Raw genomic sequence first — 24656 nt, 5'->3', positions numbered from 1 at the left:
TGGGGAAGGCTTGGGTTCCACAGTCCTGAAAAAGATTGGGTGCAGCGTATCGAGGGAGCGAAGATTAAGGAAATACGGATTAACAATCCAGCTCATAGGTGAGCTCTATCCGCAGCGGGCCTTTTAATAGGGACGTCCCTTCCCATAAACCTTTGTTACACGCCGTGTCGCCGCTTTCCCGCGCCGGGCAAAGTCGGTAAGGTCGGCGCGTTCACCTTCGCTTGGAGCTTGTCATGCCCGCCCCCGTCCTGTCCGGCCCGCAATATTTGCGCGAGGGTCTCAAGTTGGTCCTCAGCCCGGGCCTGCGTTTGTTTGTACTCCTGCCGCTGGTAATCAACCTGGTGCTGTTCGTCGGATTGATTTACCTGGCCGGCCATCAGTTCAGCCTATGGGTCGATACGCTGATGCCATCGCTGCCGGACTGGCTGAGCTTCCTCAGCTACGTCCTCTGGCCGCTGTTCGTGGTACTGGTGGTGCTGATGGTGTTTTTCACCTTCACCATGCTCGCCAACATCATCGCCGCGCCATTCAACGGTTTTCTCGCCGAGAAAGTCGAAGTGGTCATCCGTGGCACCGACGACTTCCCGGCCTTCAGTTGGGGCGAGTTGGTCGCCATGATTCCCCGTACGTTGTCCCGTGAGGCACGCAAACTCGGCTATTTCCTGCCCCGCGCCCTCGGGTTGTTCGTGCTGTCGTTCATCCCGGTGGTCAATCTCGTCGCCGCACCGCTGTGGCTGCTGTTCGGTGTGTGGATGATGGCGATCCAGTACATCGACTACCCGGCGGACAACCACAAGCTGGGCTGGAACGAAATGCTCGCCTGGCTGCGGGAAAAACGCTGGCAGAGCCTGGGCTTTGGCGGCAGCGTTTACCTGGTACTGCTGATCCCGGTGGTCAACATCCTGATGATGCCGGCGGCGGTGGCCGGGGCGACGTTGTTCTGGGTGCGCGAGCAAGGCGCCGAGACCGCGTTGGCCCGCCAGGGCTGAATCGGTCACAAATCCATCATCCTGGCGTCACAATGACGAAATGGCCCCGGTCGACACTGGGGTCATGACCACACACCTGCACATCACCCTCGTCACTGAAACCTTCCCACCGGAAATCAACGGTGTGGCCAATACTCTTGGCCGCCTGTACGACGGCCTGCGCGCCTGCGGCCACCAGGTGGAACTGATACGACCGCGCCAGGCCGGCGACCCACGCCAGGCCAGTGACGATCAGTTGTTGTGCCGGGGCTGGCCGCTGCCGGGGTATCCGGGTTTGCAGTGGGGCCAGGCTTCGGTGCACAAACTGTTGCGGCGCTGGAAACGTCATCGCCCGGACGTGCTGTACATCGCCACGGAAGGCCCGCTGGGTTTGTCGGCGTTGCGCGCGGCGCGGCGCCTGGGCATCTCGGTGGTCAGCGGTTTCCACACCAATTTCCAGCAATACACCCAGCAGTACGGCTTCGGGTTGTTGAGTCGCGTGCTCACCCATTACCTGCGCTGGTTCCACAACCGCTCCAGCCTGACCCTGGTACCCAGCCTCAGCCAGCGCCTGGAACTGGAGCGGCGCCATTTCGAACGCGTAGCGCTGTTGTCCCGCGGTGTGGACAGTCAGCTGTTTCATCCGGTCAAACGCTCGGCAAGCCTGCGTGAAGCCTGGGGCCTGGGCGATGACGACATCGCGGTGATCCATGTCGGGCGTCTGGCCCAGGAAAAAAACCTCGGGCTGCTCAAGCGCAGTTTCGACACGCTGTGCGGCGCTTTCCCACAGCGGCGGCTGAAACTGGTCGTGGTCGGTGACGGCCCGTTGCGCTCCGCGCTGGAACACGCACTGCCCGACGCGATCTTTTGTGGCTCCCAGCGTGGCGAGGCGTTGGCCAGCCATTATGCGTCCGGGGATGTGTTTGTCTTTCCGAGCCTGACCGAAACCTTCGGTAATGTCGTATTGGAAGCGCTGGCGTCCGGACTGGCCGTGGTGGCCTACGATCAGGCCGCGGCGGCGCAGCATATCCGCCATGGCTACAACGGTGTGCTGGCGATGCCAGGGGATGAAGAAGCCTTCTGCGACGCAGCCCGTTGGCTGCTGGAGGGGCGCGAGGCGCTGCGCTGCGTGCGGCTCAATGCGCGCCAGCATGCCAGTCGCCAGGGTTGGGCGTCGGTGATCGAGCAGTTCGAGGCGCAGTTGCGCGGGGTTTGTCAGAGCGAATTACCATTGCCGCAAGCAGTGTCGCCACGCTGAAAAGCATCGCGGGCAAGCCTTGCTCCCACATGGATCTTCAGTGAACACATTACTTGTGAACAACTGATAATCCTGTGGGAGCAAGGCTTGCCCGCGATGAGGCCCTGGAAGGCGCCGCTTAAACCAACGTCATCAACGCCTCACGACTGAACGGCAGAATCTCCTGCTCACGCCCTTCACGCACTTTCTGCGCCCAGTCCGGGTCCACCAGCAACGCACGCCCCACTGCCACCAGGTCGAACTCATCGTTGTTCAAGCGCTCCAGCAGTTTCTCCAGGCTGGCCGGTTGTGCGACTTTGTCGGTGTTGACCATGAACTGCAGGAACTCGCCATCCAGGCCGACACTGCCGACGGTGATGGTGGGCTTGCCAGTGAGCTTGCGGGTCCAGCCGGCCAGGTTCAACTCGGAGCCTTCGAATTCCGGCTCCCAGAAGCGCCGTGTCGAACAGTGGAAAATATCCACACCGGCGTCGGACAACGGCTTGAGAAACTCGCCCAAGGCTTCCGGGGTTTGCACCAGGCGCGCGGTGTAATCCTGCTGTTTCCATTGAGAGAAACGGAAAATGATCGGGAAGCCTTCGCCCACCGCTGCACGCACGGCACGGATCAATTCGATCGCGAAGCGCGAACGATTGGCCAGGCTGCCGCCGTAACCGTCGGTGCGCTGGTTGCTGCCCGCCCAGAAAAACTGGTCGACCAGATAGCCGTGGGCGCCGTGGATCTCCACGCCGTCCATGCCGACGCTCTGGGCGTCTTTCGCTGCCTGGGCGAATGCGGCGATGACTTCATCGATATCGGCCTGGGTCATGCCGTGAACCACGACCTGGCCGTCCTTGAGCTTCTCGGTCGGGCCATAACCCGGCACGCTGGCATCCGGTTCGGTCCCGGTGCGACGCACACTGCCCACATGCCACAACTGCGGAACGATCTTGCCGCCTTCGGCGTGCACGGCATCAACCACTTTTTTCCAACCGGCCAGCGCCGCTTCGCCATAGAAATGCGGCACGTTCGGATAACCATTGGAGGCCTTGTGCCCGACGGTGGTGCCCTCGGTGATGATCAGGCCGACCCCGGCCGCCGCGCGGCGACGGTAGTACTCGACCACCTTGGCATTTGGCACGCCGCCCGGCGAAAAAGAACGGGTCATCGGCGCCATCACTACCCGGGTCGGCAGCTCGAACGCACCGAGGTGGAAGGGTTTGAACAGGGCTTTTACAGGCATGAGGCACTCCACGGGACAAAGTCGCAGGTCGATATGACGAGGATAATATTGGGAGTGCCGAGTGCTGGGTAGCACTATTGATTTGGGTGATTAAGGATCAGAAGAAAGCGGAGAGGCGATGGCCCAAACGCAACATCTGTGGCGAGGGAGCTTGCTCCCACAGCGGGGATAAATCCCCTCGCCACAGGGTTGCTGGCTAGCTTTCAGGCCAACGCTTTTTCGATCGCCTGGATCACGACAGGATCATCCGGCGCCATGCGCGGCGAAAAACGCGCCAGCACCCGACCGTCCTTGCCGAGCAGGAATTTTTCGAAGTTCCAGGTAATGTCCCCGGGAAACTCCGCGCCCTCGCCCGCCAGCAGGCGGTACAACTGATGACGATCATGACCATTGACGTCCAGTTTGCTGGACAGCGGGAACGTCACGCCATAGTTGAGGCTGCAGAACTCCTGGATTTCCTGCTCGGTCCCAGGTTCCTGCCCGGCGAACTGATTGCAGGGCAAGCCCAGGACGGTAAAGCCTTTGGCCTTGTATTGCTGATAGAGATTTTCCAGCGCAGCGTACTGCGGCGTCAGGCCACATTTGGAGGCGACGTTGACCACCAGCACGACTTGCCCCTTGAAAGGCGCCAGAGCAAGCTCCTGACCATCCAGGGCTTTGAGTTTAAGGTCGTGAAAAGCACTCATGACGAACTCCAGATTTGCGATCTTTTCGAAACAGCCACGGATGATGCTAACAGCAACCGACTAAAAAGGCGCCGCATGGCGCCTTTCCAGTTCACTTGAGCGTAGCGCACAAATCAGTGGTGATGGCCACCTTCGCCATGGACGTGACCATGGGCGATTTCTTCCTGGCTGGCGTCACGAATGTCGACGATCTTGACTTTGAAGTTCAAGCGCTGGCCGGCCAACGGGTGGTTGCCGTCAACCGTGACATCGTCGCCTTCCAGGTCGCGGATGGTGACGATTTGCATCTGGCCATCGGGCGCCGATGCGTGGAACTGCATGCCTACTTCCAGCTCATCCACGCCTTCGAACATGCTGCGGCTCAGGGTGCTGACCAGTTCGGCGGAGTACTCGCCGTAAGCGTCTTCCGGTTCAACGGTAACGTCGAGGTCGTCACCGACAGTTTTGCCTTCCAGGGCTTTTTCCAAACCCTGGATGATGTTGCCTGCGCCATGCAGGTAGACCAGCGGAGCGCCGCCGGCAGAGCTGTCGATGACCTCACCAGCGTCGTTGGTCAGGGTATAGTCGATGGAGACAGCCTTATTGGCGGCGATCAGCATGGGGCGAGACCTTTTGCATAAGAATGAAGAACGGACAAGTCTAAACAAGGATTTGCCCGAAAGCGAACGGAACCCGGACAAACGGGCTTGCTCGAACAGACCGACGGTCACCGGTTTCCACCAGGACGAGGACGGGCATTGGGTGGCCGAGCTGTCCTGCGGCCACACCCAGCACCTGCGCCACCAGCCACCGTGGCAATCCCGGGCCTGGGTGCTGGACCCGGCGCAACGTCTTGAAAAAATAGGCCAGTCCTTTGACTGCGGCTGGTGCGCACAGGCCCCGGTTAGCGATAACCTTGGCGACTGAATTGACGGTAGACGGCAGTTATAGCCTCGCCCTTGCCATGCACCTTTAGAGAATCCGCATGCAAACTTTTTTTATCGCGCCCACCGATTTTGGTGTGGGTCTGACCTCCATCAGCCTCGGGCTGGTGCGTACCCTCGAACGGGCCGGGCTCAAAGTCGGCTTTTTCAAACCCATCGCCCAGCCCCATCCCGGCGATACCGGGCCGGAACGCTCCACTGAACTGGTGGCCCGTACCCACGGCCTCAAGCCGCCGCAACCCCTGGGCCTGGCTCACGTCGAGCGCATGCTTGGCGACGGCCAGCTCGATGAACTGCTGGAAGAAATCATCACCCTTTACCAGCAGGCCGCCATCGGCAAGGACGTGCTGGTCGTCGAGGGCATGGTCCCGACCCGCAATGCCAGTTACGCCGCCCGGGTCAACCTGCACCTGGCCAAGAGCCTGGACGCCGAGGTCATCCTGGTGTCGGCCCCGGAAAACGAAGTGCTGACCGAGCTGTCCGGCCGGGTGGAATTGCAGGCGCAATTGTTCGGCGGGCCGAAAGATCCGAAAGTCCTCGGGGTAATCCTGAACAAGGTCCGCACCGACGAAAGCATGGAGGCGTTTTCCGCACGCCTCAAGGAACACTCGCCCCTGCTGCGCAGCGGCGATTTCCGCCTGTTGGGCTGCATCCCGTTCCGCCCCGAACTCAACGCCCCGCGCACCCGCGACGTAGCCGACCTGATGGGCGCGCAAGTGCTCAATGCCGGCGACTACGAGACCCGGCGCATGAGCAACATCATCATTTGCGCCCGCACCATGCGCAACACCGTGGAACTGCTCAAGCCCGGCGTGCTGGTGGTGACCCCCGGCGATCGCGACGACATCATCCTGGCGGTGAGCCTGGCTGCGATCAACGGCGTGCCGCTGGCCGGCCTGCTGCTGACCAGCGACACGCTGCCCGACCCGCGCATCATGGACCTGTGTCGCGGCGCGTTGCAGGCCGGGTTGCCTGTACTGTCGGTGAGCACCGGCTCCTATGACACCGCCAACCTGCTCAACGGCCTGAACAAGGAAATCCCGATCGACGACCGCGAACGCGCCGAGATCATCACCGATTTTGTCGCCAGCCACCTGGACGCCAAGTGGCTGCATCAGCGCTGCGGCACACCACGGGAAATGCGCCTGTCGCCCGCGGTATTCCGTTATCAGCTGATCCAGCGCGCCCAGGCCGCCAACAAACGCATCGTGCTGCCTGAAGGCAGCGAACCGCTGACCGTACAAGCTGCCGCCATTTGCCAGGCCCGGGGCATCGCCCGTTGCGTGCTGCTGGCCAAACCGGCCGACGTCGAGGCCGTAGCCCGCGCCCAAGGCATCGAATTACCGCCAGGGCTGGAGATTCTCGACCCGGATTCGATTCGCGAGCGTTACGTCGAACCCATGGTACGCCTGCGCAAGAGCAAGAGCCTGAACGCGCCAATGGCCGAGCAGCAACTGGAAGACACCGTGGTGATCGGCACCATGATGCTGGCGCTCGATGAGGTGGACGGACTGGTGTCCGGCGTCATTCACTCCACCGCCAACACCATCCGCCCGGCCCTGCAACTGATCAAGACCGCACCGGGTTGCTCCCTGGTGTCCTCGGTGTTTTTCATGCTGTTCCCTGAGGAAGTACTGGTCTACGGCGACTGCGTGATGAACCCGCACCCCAGCGCGGCGGAACTGGCGGAAATCGCCCTGCAAAGCGCTGACTCGGCCGCCGCGTTCGGCATCACGCCACGGGTGGCGATGCTCAGCTATTCCAGCGGCGAGTCGGCCAGTGGCGAGGAAGTGGAGAAAGTCCGCGAAGCCACCCTGCTGGCCCATGAAGCGCAACACGGCTTGCTGATCGACGGCCCACTGCAATACGACGCCGCCGCCAACGAAACCGTGGCGCGGCAACTGGCACCCAACAGTCAGGTGGCCGGCCGCGCGACGGTCTTCATCTTCCCGGACCTGAACACCGGCAACACCACCCACAAGGCCGTGCAACGCAGCGCCGATTGCGTCAGCCTCGGGCCGATGCTGCAAGGCCTGCGCAAACCGGTGAACGACTTGCCGCGCGGCGCCCAGGTCGACGACATCGTGTACACCATCGCCCTGACCGCGATCCAAGCCGCCAACCGACCCATGGATACTTAAATGCTGGACTTCCTGCCTGCCCCACTGCGCGGCGTGATTGCCTCGCTGCTGTTGGCGCTCAACACCATCGCCTGCTGCACGCCGTTGTTCATCGTGGCGATTTTCAAACTGCTACTGCCCTTCCCCGCCGCCCAGCGCTGCACCGACTGGCTGATGGGCCACATCCACGAAGCCTGGATCAGCAACAACAAGGCCTGGATGAACCTGCTGCGCCGCACCCGCTGGCACCTCAGCGGCCTGGAAGGCCTGGACTACCAGCACTCGTACCTGATCACCAGCAATCACCAGAGCTGGGTCGACATCATGGTGTTGCAGTACGTGCTGAACCGGCGCATCCGCCCGTTGAAGTTCTTCCTCAAGCAGGAACTGATCTGGGTGCCCGTGATCGGCCTGGCCTGGTGGGCACTGGGCTTCCCGTTCATGAAGCGTTACTCCAAGGCTTACCTGGAGAAGCATCCGGAAAAGAAAGGCAAAGACCTGGAAACCACCCGCAAGACCTGCGCGAAGTTTCGCAACAACCCGGTGGGCATCTTCAACTTCGTCGAAGGCACACGCTTTACCGAGGGCAAGCATGCCCAGCAGCAGTCACCGTTTCGCTACCTGCTCAAGCCCAAGGCCGGGGGCATCGCGTTTGTGCTCGACGCCATGGGTGAGCAGTTGGAGTCGATCATCAACGTGACGATTCATTATCCGGGCGGTCGTCCGGGGTATTGGGATTTGCTCTGCGGCAACGTGGATGAGGTGGTGGTGCATTTCCAGGAACTGCCGATCCCGCCGCAGTTCATCGGGAAAAACTACGACCAGGACGGGGCGTATCGCCTGGAGTTCCAGGGCTGGATCAACCAGTTGTGGCAGGACAAGGATGCGTTGCTTGGGCAGATGCATCGCGAGTATCCAGACCGCCACTAACTTCCCCTGTGGGAGCGGGCTTGCTCGCTCCCACAGTTGACCGCGTTGAAGTCCAGATAAATGAAAAAGCCCGCAGATGATTGCTCACCTGCGGGCTTTTTACTGACAGCAGCGTTGGTTAGATCGCCCCGCGCTTGCGCAGCAGATCCAGTACCTGCTTGACGCTTTCTTCCAGCGTCAGCGATTGGGTGTCGATCACCAGATCGGCATCCAACGGCACGTCGTACGGGAAGGATTCGCCCGGGATGTTGTCGCCAGCAGCGGCGTACAGCCCTTGCGGATCACGCTGGGCGCAGACCGTTGGCGAGGCCTGGACGTAGACCGTCAGCAGACGCTCCCGGCCGATCAGGTCTTTGGCCTGTTCACGCCCTTCGGCATTCGGCGCAACGAACGCGGCGAGGGTCAGCAGGCCGGCTTCGTTGAACTGACGCGCGACATGGGCCGCACGACGCCAATTCTCGGTACGCCCGGCACGGTCCTGTGGCAGGCCCTTGTTCAAGTCATGGCGCAGGTTCTGGCCATCGAGGACGAAGACCGCACGGCCCATGTCGAACAACTTGCGTTCCACCGCATAAGCCAGCGTGCTTTTGCCAGCGCCCGACAGGCCACTGAACAGCACCGTGGCCGGTTGCTGGCCGAAGCGCTGGGCGCGCTCTTCCACCGACACATGGGCCAGTTTGCCGTGGTGCGTGCTGCTGCCGTGAGCCAGCGGCTGGGCGACGATCATGCCGGCACCGACCGTGCCATTGGTCAGGCGATCGATGATGATGAACGCGCCAGTGGTGCGATTGCTCTCGTAACCGTCCAGGGCGATCGGCGCATCCAGGGCGATCTTCACCTTGCCGATTTCGTTGAGCTGCAACGCGCTGGCAGGACCTTCTTCCAGGGTGTTCACATCGACTTTGTTGACGATGCTGGCAATCGAGCCCGGCACATAGCTGGTGGCGCGCTTGATGTCGTATTTCTTGCCCGGCAGCATCGGCTCTTCAGCCATCCATACCAGCATCGCTTCGAAGCTGTCGGTCACCGGCGGCACATTGTCGGCATGCACCAGCAGGTCGCCACGGGAGATGTCGATCTCATCTTCCATGGTCAGCGTCACCGCTTGACCAGGACCGGCATGCTCCAGCTCGCCTTCGAAGGTGACGATGGATTTCACCCGGCTGCTCTTGCCCGACGGCAGTACCACCACTTCGTCGCCCTTGTGCACGATGCCGCTGGCGAGGGTGCCGGCGAAACCGCGGAAGTTCAGGTTCGGACGGTTGACGTACTGCACCGGGAAACGCAGGTCGGTGAAGTTGCGGTCGCCCGCCACTTCCACGGTCTCGAGGATTTCCATCAGCGACTGACCGGTGTACCACGGCGAGCGCTCGGACTTGTTCACCACGTTGTCGCCCTTGAGGGCAGACATCGGCACGAAGTGCATGCTGGTAGGCTTCATCTTCAAGCCTTCGGCGAACTTCAGGTAGTCGGCCTTGATCGACTCGAACACGCCCTGGTCGAAGTCCTTGAGGTCCATCTTGTTGATGGCCACGACGATGTGCTTGATGCCCAGCAACGAGGCGATGAAGCTGTGGCGACGGGTCTGGGTCTGCACGCCGTAGCGGGCGTCTACCAGGATGATCGCCAGGTCACAGGTGGACGCACCGGTGGCCATGTTGCGGGTGTACTGCTCATGGCCCGGGGTATCGGCGATGATGAATTTGCGCTTGGCGGTAGAAAAATAGCGGTACGCGACATCGATGGTGATGCCTTGCTCGCGCTCGGCCTGCAGGCCGTCGACCAGCAACGCCAGGTCGATGTCATCACCGGTGGTGCCAACTTTTTTCGAATCGCGGGTGATCGCTTCCAGGTGATCTTCGTAGATCATCTTGGAGTCGTGCAGCAGGCGCCCGATCAGGGTGCTCTTGCCGTCGTCGACGTTACCGCAGGTCAGGAAACGCAGCAGCTCTTTGCGCTCGTGCTGGCCCAGGTAGGCGAGGATGTCCTCGCTGATCAAATCAGATTGATGCGACATGACAACCCCTTAGAAATAACCTTGACGTTTTTTATCTTCCATCGAGCCTGCGCCATCGTGGTCGATGACCCGGCCCTGGCGCTCGGAAGTTCGCGTCAGGAGCATTTCCTGGATGATGTCCGTCAGGCTTTCAGCCTCGGACTCCACCGCGCCCGTCAACGGGTAGCAGCCAAGGGTACGGAAACGCACTTTCTTTTTGACGATGCGGGCTTTGTCTTCGTCGGACAGGTGCTCGAGGATGCGCTCGTCGTCGATCATGATCAGCGTGCCGTTCTTCTCGATCACTTCACGCTCGGCGGCGAAGTACAGCGGCACGATCGGGATGCCTTCGAGGTAGATGTACTGCCAGATGTCCAGCTCGGTCCAGTTCGACAGCGGGAATACGCGGATCGACTCGCCCTTGTTGACCTTGCCGTTGTAGACGTTCCACAGCTCCGGGCGCTGGTTCTTCGGGTCCCAGCGGTGCTTGCTGTCGCGGAACGAATACACACGCTCCTTGGCGCGGGATTTCTCTTCATCGCGACGGGCACCGCCGAACGCTGCGTCGAAACCATATTTGTCCAAAGCCTGTTTGAGGCCTTCGGTCTTCATGATGTCGGTGTGCTTGGCACTGCCGTGGGTAAACGGGTTGATGCCCTGCGCCACGCCGTCCGGGTTCACATGGGTGATCAGGTCCAGGCCCAGCTCTTCGACCATGCGATCGCGGAACTTGTACATTTCCTGGAATTTCCAGCGGGTGTCGACGTGCATCACCGGAAACGGCAGCTTGCCGGGGAAGAACGCCTTGCGTGCCAGGTGCAGCATCACGGCGGAGTCTTTACCGATGGAGTACAGCATCACCGGGTTATCGAACTCGGCGGCCACCTCGCGGATGATGTGGATGCTTTCCGCCTCCAGCTGTTTCAGATGCGTCAGTTTGTCGACCATGGCTACTCACGAAAACTTTCTTATGAACGGCCAGCGGGCCGTGTTCGAGCGGGGAATCCTAGCACAGCGACCTCTTCTAATCAGGGCGCCAACTAGATCGAAACAGCATATGGATATGCCTGGTGGTTCGGGCGTTGCGCGTAGACTCTGTGGGAGCAAAGCTTGCTCGCGATAGCAGTGTTGCATGTGCCGACGTCATCGCGAGCAAGCGTTGCTCCCACAGGCCCGGTCCCACATTCAGTTCAGCGTTAGTCAGATTGGATTCGGGCAATCAATAAAGATGTGTTCCAGGGCAAAGCGTCGCGCCAGGTAATCACCCAATGCCTGCACACCGTAGCGCTCAGTCGCGTGGTGCCCGGCGGCGATGAAGCTGATGCCGTTTTCCCGGGCGCTGTGGAAGGTCTGCTCCGATGCCTCGCCGCTGAGGTACAGGTCCACCCCGGCCAGCACCGCCTGATCGATATAGCCCTGGCCGCCGCCAGTGCACCAGCCGACCCGGCGGATCATCTGCTCGCCTTCGATCAACAACGGCTCGCGGCCCATGACTTCCTGGACCTTGCGGGCGAAATCCCGGGGCGTCATCGGTTCGGACAGGGAACCGACCAGGCCGACAATCTTGGGATTCTCCGGATCCAGCGGCCCCTCGACGGTGATGTCCAACTGGCGGGCCAGTTGCACGTTGTTGCCCACCTCAGCATGCAGATCCAGCGGCAAGTGATAGGCCAGCAGGCTGATGTCATGCTTGAGCAACGTTTTCAGGCGACGCTGCTTCATGCCAGTGACACAGGGGTTCTCGCCCTTCCAGAAGTAGCCGTGATGCACCAGTATCAGGTCGGCGTCGGCCTCTACGGCGGCATCGAGCAGCGCCTGGCTGGCGGTGACGCCACTGACGATGCGCGTCACCTGGGGCGCGCCTTCGACCTGCAGGCCATTGGGGCAATAATCGGCAATCCGGCTGCTTGCCAGGTAACGGTCCGCTTCTTCGACCAGGGTGCTCAGGGCTACGGCCATGAAAAGACTCCTAAATATCCCGTTCAGAGGCGCGCGCGGCCTCGTATAATGCGCGTCATTATGGGCGGTCTCATCCCGCCTGCAACCTTTGTAGGACGTGCTTAATGCTCAAGGCGCTGCGTTTTTCCGGCTGGCCGCTGTTGGCCGGCGTGCTTGTCGCTCTACTGATTATCCAGCGTTACCCGGAATGGGTCGGGCTGCCGAGCCTCGACGTCAACTTGCAGCAGGCGCCGCAAACCAAGGCGGTGCAACAGGGGCCGGTGTCCTACGCCGATGCCGTAACCACCGCCGCGCCGGCCGTGGTGAACCTGTACACCACCAAGGTCATCAACAAACCCAGCCATCCGCTGTTCGAAGACCCGCAATTCCGGCGTTTCTTCGGCGACAACTCGCCCAAGCAGAAGCGCATGGAGTCGAGCCTGGGGTCGGGCGTGATCATGAGCCCGGAAGGTTATATCCTGACCAACAACCACGTCACCAGCGGTGCCGATCAGATCGTGGTAGCCCTCAAGGACGGTCGTGAAACCCTGGCCCGGGTGATCGGCAGCGACCCGGAAACCGATCTCGCGGTGCTGAAGATCGACCTCAAGAACCTGCCGGCCATTACCATCGGCCGCTCCGACAGCATCCGCATCGGCGACGTGACCCTGGCCATCGGCAACCCGTTCGGCGTCGGCCAGACCGTGACCATGGGTATCATCAGCGCCACCGGGCGCAACCAGTTGGGCCTGAACAACTACGAAGACTTCATCCAGACCGATGCCGCGATCAACCCCGGCAACTCCGGCGGTGCGCTGGTGGATGCCAACGGCAACCTCACCGGGATCAACACGGCGATCTTCTCCAAGTCCGGCGGCAGCCAGGGCATCGGTTTCGCCATTCCGGTGAAACTGGCCATGGAAGTGATGAAGTCCATCATTGAACACGGCCAAGTGATTCGTGGCTGGTTGGGCATTGAAGTGCAGCCGCTGACCCAGGAACTGGCGGAATCCTTCGGTCTCTCCGGTCGTCCCGGGATCGTGGTGGCGGGGATTTTCCGCGACGGCCCGGCGCAAAAAGCCGGCCTGCAACTGGGCGACGTGATCCTGAGCATCGACGGCGAACCGGCCGGCGATGGTCGCCGCTCGATGAACCAGGTGGCGCGGATCAAGCCCACCGACAAAGTCACCATCCAGGTGATGCGCAATGGCAAGGAGCTCAAGCTCACCGCGGAAATAGGCCTGCGCCCACCGCCGGCACCGGTGGCGGTGAAGGAAGAACAGTAGGCCGGTCATAACAGCCTTCCAAAATCCCCTGTGGCGAGGGAGCTTGCTCCCTTGCCACAGAAACAGCGTCCGGCTCTACTTATCCTGAAATTATAGATAGCATAAATTCTCATTAGTAGTGTTATATTGTTTCTATTCTAAGAATTGGAACAACATAACATGCCGCCTCTGAAACGGATTTCCTTCGCCAGTCTGGCCCTCGGCCTGCTGGCTGATCCCGCCTACGCCGAAGAAATCCAACCACTGGAACTGGATGCCATCAGCGTCACCTCCGAGTACGAATCACCCACCGGCCCCGTGACGGGCTATCGCGCCACCCGCTCTGCCAGCGCCACCAAAACCGACACGGCCCTGCGCGACATCCCGCAATCGATCAGCGTGATTCCCGCCAGCGTCCTCAAGGACCTGGGCAGCACCAACGTCGAACGGGCGCTGGAATACGCCGGCGGGGTATCGAAACAAAACAACTTCGGCGGCCTGACACTCTATGAATACAGCGTGCGCGGCTTCACGACTTCGGAGTTCTACAAGGACGGTTTCAGTGCCAACCGGGGCTATCCGAGCACGCCGGACGCGGCCAACATCGAACGCATTGAAGTGTTGAAGGGCCCGGCCGCCAGCCTGTATGGACGCGGCGATCCGGGCGGCACGGTGAACATCGTCACCAAGAAACCCCAACCCGAAGCCTTCACCACCTTGCAAACCAGCGCCGGCAGTTGGGATCGCTACCGCACCGCGCTGGACGTCAACACACCGCTGGACGCCGAAGGCAATCTGCTGTCGCGGGTCAATCTGGCGGTCGAGGACAATCACAGCTTTCGCGATCACGTCGAAAGCAAGCGCGTCTTCGTCGCGCCGTCCATCAGTTGGCAACTGAGCCCCGACACGCGCCTGCTGGTGGAAAGCGAAATCGTGCGCCACAGCTCGACCTTCGACCGCGGCATCGTCGCACCGAACAACCGCTGGAGCGGCGTTTCCCGCTCGACCTTTTTGGGCGAACCCAACGACGGCGACATCGACAACCACAACAACATGCTCCAGGCGGCCCTCGAACATCAACTCAACGACGCCTGGCAACTGCGCCTGGCCAGCCATTACAAGCAGGGCGAACTCTGGGGCTTCGCTTCCGAAGCTCGGCCATTGAACGCCGACGGCCGTACGGTGAACCGCCGCTACCGCGAGCGCGACAACAATTGGCACGACAGCATCACCCAACTGGAATTGCGTGGGCTGTTCGACCTCGGCCCCTGGCAGCATGAATTGTTGATCGGCACTGAATACGAGGATTACCGCAAGAACGAGCGCGTGACCAACATCGCCGGCGCTTATCCCATCGATATCTATCAGCCGGTCTACGGCCAGCCAAAACCCACCGGCACGCCTTCCGGCACAGACTTCTTCGAGCGTGTGCAAAGCCGGGCCCTGAACCTCCAGGACCAGATCGTCTTCACCGAAAAACTGCGGGGGATGATCGGCGTGCGTTATGAGCATTTCGAGCAGAGCATCGACGATCACACCACACAGCTCACCAGCCGCCAACGTCATGACGCCTTCACCCAACGGGCCGGCCTGCTGTACCAACTGACACCCGAGGTCGGACTGTTCGCCAACGCCTCCACCTCGTTCAAGCCCAACAACGGTTTGGCTGCCGGCGGCGCCACCTTCGATCCGGAGGAAGGTGTCGGCTATGAAGTGGGGATCAAGAGCGAACTGCTCGACGATCGCTTGAGTACCACCCTGGCAGCGTTTCATATCGAGAAGGAAAACGTCCTGGCGCTGGACCCGGCTACCAATACCAACCGCGCCATGGGCAAGGCCCGCAGCCAGGGTTTCGATTTGCAAGTGACCGGGCAACTGACCGACGCCATTCGGGTGATCGGGGCCTTCGCCTACATCGACGCAGAAGTGACCGAGGGTGACGAAACCATTCCCACCGGCAGCCGGATCCTCGGTGTCGCCAAGCGCAGTGGCAGCCTGCTCGGCATCTACGAATTCCAGGACGGACATCTGCGTGGCTCGGATGTCGGCGCGGCGTTCACTTATGTCGGGGATCGCTCGGGCGAAGCCGGCAAGGATTTCGAACTGCCGGCCTACCACACCGTGGATCTACTGGCCCATTACAAGGCCAGCGACGACGTCACCGTCGGCCTGAACCTGAACAACGTCTTCGACGAAAAATACTACGAGCGCTCCTACAGCAACTACTGGGTCACCCCCGGCGAGCCGCGCAACTTTACCGTCAGCCTCACCCTCGATCTGTAAAGGAAGTCAGCATGAAATACCCCAAGACCTTCGCCCTGCTCGGCCTGCTCCTGGCCACACACGTATCGGCCCACGGCCTGTGGACCGAACAACGGCGCGGGAATATCGAAGTGATCTACGGCCACGGCGCCGAAGACAACGCGTTCAAGGCGCAGAAAATCAGCGGGGCCTGGGCCTATGACCTGGGCGGCAACATGATCCCGGTGACTGTTGAGCGCCTGCCAGACCACGCCCGCTTGCAACCCCTCAAGCCGCCGGCTGTCATGGCGGTAGCGCTGGACAACGGCATGTGGTCGCAGACCGCCGACAAGAAGTGGATCAACGAAGGTCGCAGCAAGGTACCCGGCGCGATTGAATCAACCCACACCTTCAAGTACAGCCTGGCGATCTACGAGCCTGGGGCGAAGCTGCCCAAGCTCGATCAGGTCAAGTTTCTGATCCTGCCGGAAGTCGACCCACTGACCGTAGGCCCGGGCCAGTCATTGCCCGTCCGGGTACTGCTCGACGGTAAACCGGCGGCTGGGGTGAAGTTGGTGGGCGATTACCGCAGCGCGCCGAACACCGTGTCGACTGAAACCGATGCCGAAGGGCGGGCCAAGGTGCTGGTGCGCAATGAAGGGCTGAATGTGATTGCCGCGCAGATGGAAATGGCGCTCAAGGACAACAAGGACGTGGCGACGCGGGGGGTGTTTACTTCGCTGACATTCCTCGGTGAAGAGCATCACGAGTAACCCACACTGATAGGCACATTAATCAGTGGGAAAGATTGACCTGTGGGAGCAAGGCTTGCCCGCGATAGCGCAGTGTCAGTCAACTTAAATGCTGACTGAACCACCACCATCGCCGACAAGCCTTACTCCCACAGGGATTTTCACAGGGCTTTTAGAGTTCACCCAGGGCTTCGATCAGCGCCTGGTTCTGCTCCGGCGTGCCAATGCTGATTCGCAGGAACTGGGCGATCCGCTCCTGTTTGAAGTGCCGCACGATCACCCCTTGCTCGCGCACTTTCGCCGCCAATCCTGCCGCATCGTGGCGGGGGTGACGGGCGAAGATGAAGTTGGCGGCCGAGGGCAGCACTTCAAAGCCCTTGGCCTGCAATTGCGCCACGACCCATTCCCGGTGCTCGATGACCAACCGGCAGGTCTGGTCGAAGTGCTCGCGGTCGTCGAACGCGGCGGCACCGCCGACATTCGCCAGGCGATCCAGCGGGTAGGAGTTGAAGCTGTTCTTGATCCGCTCCAGCGCTTCGATCAGGTCCGGATGCCCCACCGCCAGGCCCACCCGCAGCCCCGCCAATGAGCGGGACTTGGACAACGTCTGGGTCACCAGCAGGTTCGGGTAACGGTCCACCAGGCTGATGGCCGTCTCGCCGCCGAAGTCGATATAGGCTTCATCGACCACCACCACCGAGTTCGGACTGGCCTTGAGGATCTGCTCGACCGCCTCCAGCGCCAGCAGGCAGCCGGTCGGGGCGTTCGGGTTGGGGAAGATGATCCCGCCGTTCGGCTTGGCGTAGTCTGCCGGGTCGATCTGGAACTGCGCATCCAGCGGTACCGCATCGAACTTGATCCCGTACAACCCGCAGTACACCGGATAAAAGCTGTAGCTGATGTCCGGGAACAGCAACGGCTGGTCGTGTTGCAACAGGCCGTGAAAAATGTGCGCCAATACTTCATCCGAACCGTTGCCGAGGAACACCTGGTTGCTCTGCACGCCGTAATAGCGGGCCACGGCGTTTTTCAGCAGATCGCTGTTGGGGTCCGGGTACAGGCGCAGGTTGTCGTTCAGCTCGGCCTGCATCGCCGCGAGCGCCTTGGGCGATGGCCCGTAGGGGTTCTCGTTGGTGTTGAGCTTGACCAGGCGGGTCAGCTTCGGCTGTTCGCCCGGCACGTAGGGCACCAGATTCTTGACGAACGGGCTCCAGAATTTACTCATTTCAGTTTCCCCTGCTCTTCAATGGAGCGTTCATCGAGAATGCGGTATTCGGCGCTGCGGGCGTGGGCACTCAGCGATTCGCCACGGGCCAGCACCGAAGCGGTCTTGCCCAGTTCGGACGCACCCTGCTCGGAGCAGAAAATGATCGACGAACGTTTCTGGAAGTCATACACCCCCAGCGGCGACGAGAAGCGCGCGGTGCCGGACGTCGGCAACACGTGGTTGGGACCTGCGCAATAGTCACCCAGGGCTTCGCTGGTGTGGCGGCCCATGAAGATCGCACCGGCATGGCGGATCTGCGGCAGCCAGGCCTGTGGGTCGGCGACCGACAGTTCCAAGTGTTCCGGCGCGATGCGATTGGCGACCTCGATCGCCTGTTCCATGTTCTCGACCTTGATCAACGCGCCACGGCCGTTGATCGAGGTGTTGATGATCTCGGCGCGATCCATGGTCGGCAGCAGCTTATCGATGCTGGCGGCCACCTTGTCGAGGAACTCGGCGTCCGGGCTGACCAGGATCGCCTGGGCGTCTTCGTCGTGCTCGGCCTGGGAAAACAGGTCCATGGCGATCCAGTCCGGATCGGTCTGGCCGTCGCACACCACGAGAATTTCCGAAGGGCCGGCAATCATGTCGATGCCGACCTGGCCGAACACGTGGCGCTTGGCAGTGGCGACATAGATGTTGCCCGGCCCGACCACTTTGTCGACCCGTGGCACGCTTTCAGTGCCATAGGCCAGCGCGGCAACGGCCTGGGCGCCGCCGATGGTGAACACCCGGTCCACGCCAGCGATGCAGGCGGCGGCCAGCACCAGCTCGTTGATTTCACCGCGCGGGGTCGGGACCACCATGACCACCTCGGTCACGCCGGCGACCTTGGCCGGGATCGCGTTCATCAGCACCGAGGACGGATAGGACGCCTTGCCACCCGGCACGTACAGGCCGGCGCGGTCCAGCGGCGTGACCTTCTGGCCCAGCACCGTGCCGTCGGCTTCGGTGTAGCTCCAGGACTCCTGTTTCTGCCTTTCGTGGTAGTCGCGCACCCGCGATGCGGCTTTTTCCAGGGCTTCGCGCTGAGGCACGGTGATGCGGGTCAGGGCCAGCTCCAGACGCTCACGCGGCAGGATCAGGTCGGCCATGGACGCCACTTGCAGGCCGTCGAATTTCTGGGTGAATTCCACCAATGCTGCATCGCCACGCTCGCGCACGGCCTTGATGATGTCCAGCACCCGCTGATTGACCGAGTCGTCAGACACACTTTCCCAGCTCAGCAGATGATCCAGATGATGTGCGAAATCCGGGTCGGCAGCGTTGAGTCGGCGAATCGAAGTGGGAGCGGTCATAGCGAGGGCCTCATTAATGGCAAATGCTCAGGCGCCCTAAGCTACCAGTCCATTCGCGTGGGCACCTGAGAAAATTGGCTATGACACGGATAGACGGGCGCGACTCAAGGTCGCGCAGGTGAATCAGCCGCGGTGTCGCGATTCCACTGCCTTGCGCAGGGTATCGATCAAAGCCTGGATACGGGCGTGCTGCATTTTCATCGATGCCTTGTTGACGATCAGCCGGGAGCTGATGTCAGCGATGAAATCCTGGGGCTCCAAGCCATTGGCCCGCAGGGTATTGCCGGTGTCGACCACGTCGATGATCTTGTCCGCCAGGCCGATCAGCGGCGCCAGCTCCATCGAACCGTACAACTTGATGATATCGACCTGACGGCCTTGCTCGGCGTAGTAACGCTTGGCAACGTTGACGAATTTGGTCGCCACCCGCAGGCGCCCCTTGGGCTCTGGCGCACCGACTTTACCGGCGGTCATCAGCTTGCAGCGGGCAATTTGCAGGTCCAGGGGCTCGTACAAGCCCTGGCCGCCGTATTCCATCAGCACGTCTTTACCGGCAACGCCCAGGTCGGCGGCGCCATGTTCCACGTAAGTCGGCACATCGGTGGCACGCACGATCAACAAGCGCACATCGGCCTGGGTCGTGGGGATGATCAGCTTGCGGCTCTTGTCCGGATTCTCGGTCGGCACGATGCCCGCTTCAGCCAGAAGCGGCAGGGTGTCGTCAAGGATGCGGCCCTTGGACAGTGCGATGGTCAACATGGGAAACGTCAGTCCTTATCAAGGTACTCATGCCCGGTCGCAAACGGCGCCGGACACACATCGAGGGTGTAGACACCCCCGACCTGAAACGAAATCAACGGACGCGTCCCTGCGCCCCTGCAACCACAACTAGCCCGGTACGCGACGGATCTTGGCGCCGAGCATCTGCAGTTTCTCTTCGATGCACTCGTAGCCACGGTCAATGTGGTAGATGCGATCGATGAGGGTATCGCCTTCGGCAACCAGGGCCGAGATCACCAGGCTGGCCGAAGCCCGCAGGTCGGTGGCCATCACTGGCGCGCCCTTGAGCTTCTCGGTACCGGTGACGATGGCCGTGTTGCCTTCGACCTGGATCTTGGCGCCCATGCGGTGCAGTTCGTACACGTGCATGAAGCGGTTTTCGAAGATCGTCTCGATCACCGCACCGGTGCCTTCGGCAATGGCGTTGAGGGAGATGAACTGGGCCTGCATGTCAGTCGGGAACGCCGGGTACGGAGCGGTCCGCACGTTGACGGCTTTTGGCCGCTTGCCGTGCATGTTCACTTCGATCCAGTCTTCGCCGCAGGTGACTTCAGCACCGGCTTCCTTGAGTTTTTCCAGGACGGCTTCGAGGATGGTCGGATCGGTGTCCTTGACCTTGACGCGGCCACCGGTGACGGCAGCAGCCACCAGGTAGGTGCCGGTTTCAATCCGGTCCGGCATCACTTTGTAAGTGGCCGAATGCAGACGCTCGACGCCGTCGATGGTGATGGTGTCGGTGCCAGCACCGCTGATCTTGGCGCCCATGGCGATCAGGAAGTTCGCCAGGTCGACCACTTCAGGCTCGCGCGCGGCGTTTTGCAACACGCTGCGACCCTTGGCCAGTGCCGCCGCCATCATGATGTTCTCGGTACCGGTCACGCTGACGGTATCGAAGAAGAAGTTCGCGCCACGCAAGCCGCCCTCAGGCGCCTTGGCCTTGATGTAGCCGCCTTCGACGTCGATTACCGCACCCATGGCCTCCAGGCCGCGAATGTGCAGGTCCACCGGACGCGAACCGATGGCGCAACCGCCAGGCAGTGCAACTTCAGCCTCACCGAAGCGAGCGACCATCGGACCCAGTACCAGGATCGACGCACGCATGGTTTTCACCAGCTCGTACGGGGCGATCAGGGTCTTGATGGTGCGCGGGTCGATCTCGACGCTGAGCTTCTCGTCGATCACCGGCTCGATACCCATGCGACCGAACAGCTCGATCATCGTGGTGATGTCGTGCAGGTGCGGCAGGTTGGCCACAGTCACCGGACCATCGCACAGCAAGGTTGCGGCCAGGATCGGCAGGGCGGAGTTCTTTGCCCCGGAGATGCGGATTTCGCCATCAAGACGAACGCCGCCGGTAATAATCAGTTTATCCATAAGAATCTCGACGCCCTTGGGCTCAGGTGCGCTCGGCCCAGGCCGCGCTGCTGAAAAATTTCATAGTGACCGCATGGATGCTGCCATCGGCGATCCACGGGTTCAAATGGGCATAGATGCTCTGCTGACGCTTGACTGGGCTTAATGCCGCCAGTTCATCGCTAATCACGTTCAGCTGAAAGTTGCAGCCTTCGCCCTCAACTTCAATGACAGTTCCGGGCAGCTTTCCTTCAAGGAAGCTCTTCACTTCTACGGCCTGCATGCTCAACCTCTATCGGCGCCCTGTGCGCACGGGTCGCACATCATACAAAAAAGCCCCGCACCTGCGAACCCCGCGAAGCAGGACTCTGACGAGTAACGCTGCCCACTTGGGCTTGCTCGCATCTTCGTGGCGAGGGGACTCGCCCCAATGGGAGTAAGCTCCCTCGCCACAGGCGTTCACAGGTTGGGGTCAGGGGTGCACAAGCAGCTCGGTCAGTTCACTGACCTGGGCAATCTCGCGCATGTCTTCGGGCATCCCTCGGATGCTCCACGTTCTACCGGCAGCCTTGGCGTCACGCATGAAGCACAGCAGCAGCGACAAGCCGACACTGCTGGACTTCTCGACGCCTGAGCAATCAATGACCAGCTCGGTGTTCTTGGCGGACTTGATCAGCGCCTGGCCCTGCTTGCGCAAGGCCGGGCCGGTGCGGTAGTCCAGCACGCCGCTGAGCATCAGCTCGCCGGCAGCACCCAGACGAACGGCCGACTCACTCACCGACTCGATCATTGTTCCTGCTTCTCTTTGGCTTCTTCGGTCACTTCCTTGGCCTTGGCGACTTCACCGGCCCAACCATCGATGGTCTTGTTCAGGTCGTTGCCATTGCGTTGCATCGCGTCGGCGAACTGATCGCGGAACAGCTTGCCGATGTTGATGCCATTGATGATCACGTTGCGCACTTTCCACTCGTCGTTGATTTTCTCGAGTGTGTAGGACACAGGGTAGACCGCGCCGTTGCTGCCCTTGACCTGCATGTCGACGCTGGTACGGTTGCCGTTTTCGTCCTTGGCCGGCGAAACGGTGATGCCCTGGTTGTTGTATTCGAGCAAGGCGTTGCCATAGAACTGCATCAGGCTGCGCTTGAAGTTCTCCTGGAAGCGAGTCATCTGCTCAGGGCTCGCCTTGCGCGAGTACTTGACGGTCATGATGCTCTTGGAGATGCCGTCGGCGTCCACCACCGGGCCGACGATACCGTTCAACGCGTTATAGAACGCGCTCGGATCCTGCTTGTACTTCTCTTTGTTGGCGGCAAGATCGGCCAGCAACCGGGTCGTGGTGTCCTGGATGATTTCGTGGGCCGAAGGCGCAGCCATGGCATTACCCATCAGCGGCAGCGCTGCGAGCAACACCAACAGGCCACGTCGCAAGATAGAGATCATTCAAAAGCTCCTCATTTGGCGTCTTTGCTAACGGTATTGAGCAGGAATTTACCGATCAGGTCCTCGAGCACCAGCGACGACTGCGTATCGTGGATGGTCCCGCCATCCTTGAGCAGGTTGTCTTCCCCGCCCACGCTGATCCCGATGTATTTCTCGCCCAGCAACCCAGCCGTGAGGATAGATGCAGTGGAGTCAGTCGGCAGGTTATCCACGCGCTTTTCCAGCTGCAGCGTCACCCGGCCAGTGAAACTGTCACGATCCAGATCGATTGCCGTGACCTTGCCGATGGTTACACCGGCCATGGTCACCTTGGCTCTGACCGTCAAACCGGCGATATTGTCAAAATAAGCATAAAGTTTATAAGTATCGGTGCTTGCCGTCGGCGCCAGGCCACTGACTCGCAGGGCCAGGAGCAGCAAAGCCAGGATGCCAGCCAGCAAGAAAAGGCCGACACCGATTTCCAGGGTGCGGTTTTGCATCAGAAATCTCCAAACATCAAGGCGGTCAGAATAAAGTCAAGGCCCAGGACCGCCAGCGAGGCGTACACCACGGTCTTGGTTGTGGCACGGCTGATCCCCTCTGACGTGGGCTCACAGTCATAGCCTTGAAACACGGCGATCCAGGTCACCACGAAAGCGAATACGGCACTTTTGATTACGCCGTTGAGCACATCGTCGAGAAAGTCGACGCTGTTCTGCATGTTGGACCAGTAGGAACCTTCATAGACCCCCAGCCAGTCGACGGCTACCCATGAGCCACCCCAGATTCCCACGACGCTGAAAATGATCGCCAGCACCGGCAGGGATATGAAGCCGGCCCACAGGCGCGGGGCAATGATGTACTTGAGTGGGTCGACACCGATCATTTCCAGGCTGGACAACTGCTCGGTGGACTTCATGTTACCGATTTCGGCCGTCAGCGCCGAACCGGCACGCCCGGCGAACAGCAGCGCGGTTACCACGGGCCCGAGTTCGCGCAGCAAAGTCAGCGCAACCATCTGCCCGACCGCCTGCTCCGAACCGTAGCTGGACAAGATACTGAAGCCCTGCAGCGCCAGCACCATGCCGATGAAGATCCCCGAGACCACAATGATCACCAGGGACATCACACCCACCGAGTGCAACTGCTTGACCAGCAGGCCGAAACCGCCACCCGTCGAGTTGCGCCCCAGCAAGGCGTGCATCAAAAACAGCGAGGAACGCCCCAGCACCGCCACCACGTCGATGCCGGAACGGCCGAACAGGCGAATTCTTTCTAACAATGACTTCTTGCGCATCAGCGCTTCCCCAGCAGATCGGTACGGTAATCCGTGGCCGGAAAATGGAACGCCACCGGGCCGTCCGGATCACCTTTCATGAATTGGCGAATGCGCGGGTTGTCCGAGTCCTTCAACTCCTGGGGCGTGCCCTGCCCCAGCACCTGGCCATCACCGACTACATAGATGTAGTCCGCGATACTCGAGGTTTCAGCCAGGTCGTGGGACACCACGATGCTGGTGATGCCCAGCGCATCGTTGAGCAGGCGGATCAGGCGCACAAGCACGCCCATGGCGATCGGGTCCTGCCCGACGAAGGGTTCGTCGTACATGAGGATTTTCGGATCGAGGGCAATCGCCCGCGCCAGCGCGACCCGGCGCTTCATGCCGCCGGACAGCTCGTCCGGCATCAAATCGAGGGCGCCACGCAGCCCGACCGCCTGCAATTTGAGCAGGACGATGTCGCGGATCATCTCTTGCGGCAGGTCGGTATGGACCCGCAGCGGGAACGCCACGTTCTCGAACACGTCGAGATCGGTAAACAGCGCGCCGCTCTGGAACAGCACACCCATGTGCTTGCGCGCATCGAACAGGTCGCTGCGCGACAATTCGGGAAGATTCTGGCCATTGACCCAGACTTCGCCGGCACTGGGACGCAGCTGTGCGCCCATCAGACGCAACAGCGTGGTCTTGCCACACCCGGAAGGCCCCATGATGCCGGTCACCTTGCCGCGCGGAATGCGAATATCGATGTCATTGAAAATGCTGCGCGTCCCTCGCTTGAAGGACAGTCCCTTCAGCTCGACCGCGTAGGCGTTGTCGGCACTCATCTAAACTCCTTGCGATGCAGCCTCACATTCGAATGCCCTGGCCAGCCGACAAACGCCGGGACCGCCGGGCATGCGAACCGGCGGCGAACTATATCACTGCAACAGCGAAGCGCCCAAGGCCCAAGCCCCGCCCG

24 protein-coding genes are annotated in these 24656 nt (G+C 61.1%); 8 read left to right on the top strand and 16 right to left on the bottom strand.

Translation table 11 applies throughout. The features are described 5' to 3' along the window. Positions 1-233: 233 nt before the first annotated feature. A complete protein-coding gene (gene cysZ, locus EPZ47_RS04645) occupies positions 234-989 on the top strand; it encodes a sulfate transporter CysZ (protein WP_135843730.1) in 756 nt (251 codons plus the stop codon). A gap of 40 nt (positions 990-1029) precedes the next feature. Continuing rightward, positions 1030-2226, top strand: coding sequence for a glycosyltransferase family 4 protein (locus EPZ47_RS04640; protein ID WP_135843729.1), 1197 nt, complete (start codon positions 1030-1032; stop codon positions 2224-2226). A 118-nt stretch (positions 2227-2344) separates the two neighbouring features. Here EPZ47_RS04640 and EPZ47_RS04635 read toward each other — a convergent pair whose 3' ends face one another. The 3 genes from EPZ47_RS04635 to EPZ47_RS04625 form a co-directional block, all read right to left on the bottom strand. Then, complete coding sequence (locus EPZ47_RS04635) at positions 2345-3448, bottom strand: NADH:flavin oxidoreductase (protein WP_135843728.1); 1104 nt, start codon at positions 3446-3448, stop codon at positions 2345-2347. A 203-nt stretch (positions 3449-3651) separates the two neighbouring features. Beyond that, positions 3652-4134: a glutathione peroxidase gene (locus EPZ47_RS04630; RefSeq protein WP_135843727.1), complete on the bottom strand. Its 483-nt coding sequence runs from the start codon at positions 4132-4134 to the stop codon at positions 3652-3654. Between the two features lie 113 nt (positions 4135-4247). After that, positions 4248-4733, bottom strand: coding sequence for an FKBP-type peptidyl-prolyl cis-trans isomerase (locus tag EPZ47_RS04625; RefSeq protein ID WP_003178049.1), 486 nt, complete (start codon positions 4731-4733; stop codon positions 4248-4250). Here EPZ47_RS04625 and EPZ47_RS04620 point away from each other — a divergent pair. Genes EPZ47_RS04620 through EPZ47_RS04610 form a run of 3 tightly spaced genes read left to right on the top strand, consistent with a single transcriptional unit; the run spans position 4702 to position 8107 of the window. Next, a complete protein-coding gene (locus EPZ47_RS04620) occupies positions 4702-5040 on the top strand; it encodes a DUF3565 domain-containing protein (protein ID WP_135843726.1) in 339 nt (112 codons plus the stop codon). The genes EPZ47_RS04625 and EPZ47_RS04620 overlap by 32 nt on opposite strands. A 58-nt stretch (positions 5041-5098) precedes the next feature. Continuing rightward, entirely contained in the window at positions 5099-7198 is a 2100-nt protein-coding gene (pta, locus tag EPZ47_RS04615) for a phosphate acetyltransferase (RefSeq protein ID WP_135843725.1), read from the top strand. After that, positions 7199-8107: an acyltransferase gene (locus tag EPZ47_RS04610; protein ID WP_135843724.1), complete on the top strand. Its 909-nt coding sequence runs from the start codon at positions 7199-7201 to the stop codon at positions 8105-8107. A gap of 118 nt (positions 8108-8225) precedes the next feature. On the opposite strand, the gene cysN is transcribed toward EPZ47_RS04610, so the two are convergent. The 3 genes from cysN to EPZ47_RS04595 all read right to left on the bottom strand — a co-directional run bounded on the left by cysN (position 8226) and on the right by EPZ47_RS04595 (position 12062). After that, positions 8226-10124, bottom strand: a complete 1899-nt coding sequence (cysN, locus tag EPZ47_RS04605) for a sulfate adenylyltransferase subunit CysN (protein WP_135843723.1) — start codon at positions 10122-10124, stop codon at positions 8226-8228. Between the two features lie 9 nt (positions 10125-10133). Continuing rightward, on the bottom strand, positions 10134-11051 hold the full coding sequence (gene cysD, locus EPZ47_RS04600; RefSeq protein ID WP_003178041.1) for a sulfate adenylyltransferase subunit CysD: 918 nt from the start codon (positions 11049-11051) through the stop codon (positions 10134-10136). 252 nt (positions 11052-11303) lie between these two features. Further along, positions 11304-12062, bottom strand: a complete 759-nt coding sequence (locus EPZ47_RS04595) for a Nif3-like dinuclear metal center hexameric protein (protein WP_135843722.1) — start codon at positions 12060-12062, stop codon at positions 11304-11306. Between the two features lie 104 nt (positions 12063-12166). Here EPZ47_RS04595 and algW point away from each other — a divergent pair, with 104 nt between their 5' ends. The 3 genes from algW to EPZ47_RS04580 all read left to right on the top strand — a co-directional run bounded on the left by algW (position 12167) and on the right by EPZ47_RS04580 (position 16320). Further along, entirely contained in the window at positions 12167-13327 is a 1161-nt protein-coding gene (gene algW, locus EPZ47_RS04590) for a Do family serine endopeptidase AlgW (protein WP_135843721.1), read from the top strand. A 159-nt stretch (positions 13328-13486) separates the two neighbouring features. After that, positions 13487-15589 (top strand): TonB-dependent siderophore receptor, encoded by a 2103-nt coding sequence (locus EPZ47_RS04585; RefSeq protein WP_135843720.1) that lies wholly within the window; start codon positions 13487-13489, stop codon positions 15587-15589. A gap of 11 nt (positions 15590-15600) precedes the next feature. Next, on the top strand, positions 15601-16320 hold the full coding sequence (locus tag EPZ47_RS04580) for a DUF4198 domain-containing protein (protein ID WP_135843719.1): 720 nt from the start codon (positions 15601-15603) through the stop codon (positions 16318-16320). Between the two features lie 151 nt (positions 16321-16471). On the opposite strand, the gene hisC is transcribed toward EPZ47_RS04580, so the two are convergent. The 10 genes from hisC to EPZ47_RS04530 all read right to left on the bottom strand — a co-directional run bounded on the left by hisC (position 16472) and on the right by EPZ47_RS04530 (position 24522). Further along, positions 16472-17524, bottom strand: a complete 1053-nt coding sequence (gene hisC / locus EPZ47_RS04575; protein ID WP_135843718.1) for a histidinol-phosphate transaminase — start codon at positions 17522-17524, stop codon at positions 16472-16474. Next, complete coding sequence (hisD, locus tag EPZ47_RS04570; protein WP_135843717.1) at positions 17521-18864, bottom strand: histidinol dehydrogenase; 1344 nt, start codon at positions 18862-18864, stop codon at positions 17521-17523. Before hisD ends, hisC begins: the two co-directional genes overlap by 4 nt. Before the next feature lie 123 nt (positions 18865-18987). Further along, positions 18988-19623 (bottom strand): ATP phosphoribosyltransferase, encoded by a 636-nt coding sequence (gene hisG / locus EPZ47_RS04565; protein WP_135843716.1) that lies wholly within the window; start codon positions 19621-19623, stop codon positions 18988-18990. A gap of 129 nt (positions 19624-19752) precedes the next feature. Then, the gene (gene murA, locus EPZ47_RS04560; RefSeq protein WP_025211869.1) at positions 19753-21018 is read right to left on the bottom strand and encodes a UDP-N-acetylglucosamine 1-carboxyvinyltransferase; all 1266 of its coding nucleotides are present in this window, start codon (positions 21016-21018) and stop codon (positions 19753-19755) included. A 22-nt stretch (positions 21019-21040) separates the two neighbouring features. Continuing rightward, on the bottom strand, positions 21041-21280 hold the full coding sequence (locus EPZ47_RS04555; protein ID WP_135843715.1) for a BolA family protein: 240 nt from the start codon (positions 21278-21280) through the stop codon (positions 21041-21043). Between the two features lie 189 nt (positions 21281-21469). Beyond that, a complete protein-coding gene (locus tag EPZ47_RS04550; RefSeq protein WP_135847949.1) occupies positions 21470-21775 on the bottom strand; it encodes an STAS domain-containing protein in 306 nt (101 codons plus the stop codon). 8 nt (positions 21776-21783) lie between these two features. Further along, complete coding sequence (locus tag EPZ47_RS04545; RefSeq protein ID WP_135843714.1) at positions 21784-22437, bottom strand: MlaC/ttg2D family ABC transporter substrate-binding protein; 654 nt, start codon at positions 22435-22437, stop codon at positions 21784-21786. An 11-nt stretch (positions 22438-22448) separates the two neighbouring features. Further along, entirely contained in the window at positions 22449-22916 is a 468-nt protein-coding gene (gene mlaD / locus EPZ47_RS04540) for an outer membrane lipid asymmetry maintenance protein MlaD (protein ID WP_135843713.1), read from the bottom strand. Continuing rightward, a complete protein-coding gene (gene mlaE, locus EPZ47_RS04535) occupies positions 22916-23713 on the bottom strand; it encodes a lipid asymmetry maintenance ABC transporter permease subunit MlaE (protein ID WP_135843712.1) in 798 nt (265 codons plus the stop codon). The genes mlaD and mlaE overlap by 1 nt, the downstream gene beginning before the upstream one ends. Further along, complete coding sequence (locus EPZ47_RS04530; protein WP_135843711.1) at positions 23713-24522, bottom strand: ATP-binding cassette domain-containing protein; 810 nt, start codon at positions 24520-24522, stop codon at positions 23713-23715. The genes mlaE and EPZ47_RS04530 overlap by 1 nt, the downstream gene beginning before the upstream one ends. Positions 24523-24656: the final 134 nt, after the last annotated feature.

This window comes from Pseudomonas viciae (assembly GCF_004786035.1).
Lineage (GTDB): Bacteria > Pseudomonadota > Gammaproteobacteria > Pseudomonadales > Pseudomonadaceae > Aquipseudomonas > Aquipseudomonas viciae.
This window is presented reverse-complemented; position numbering and strand designations above follow the sequence as displayed.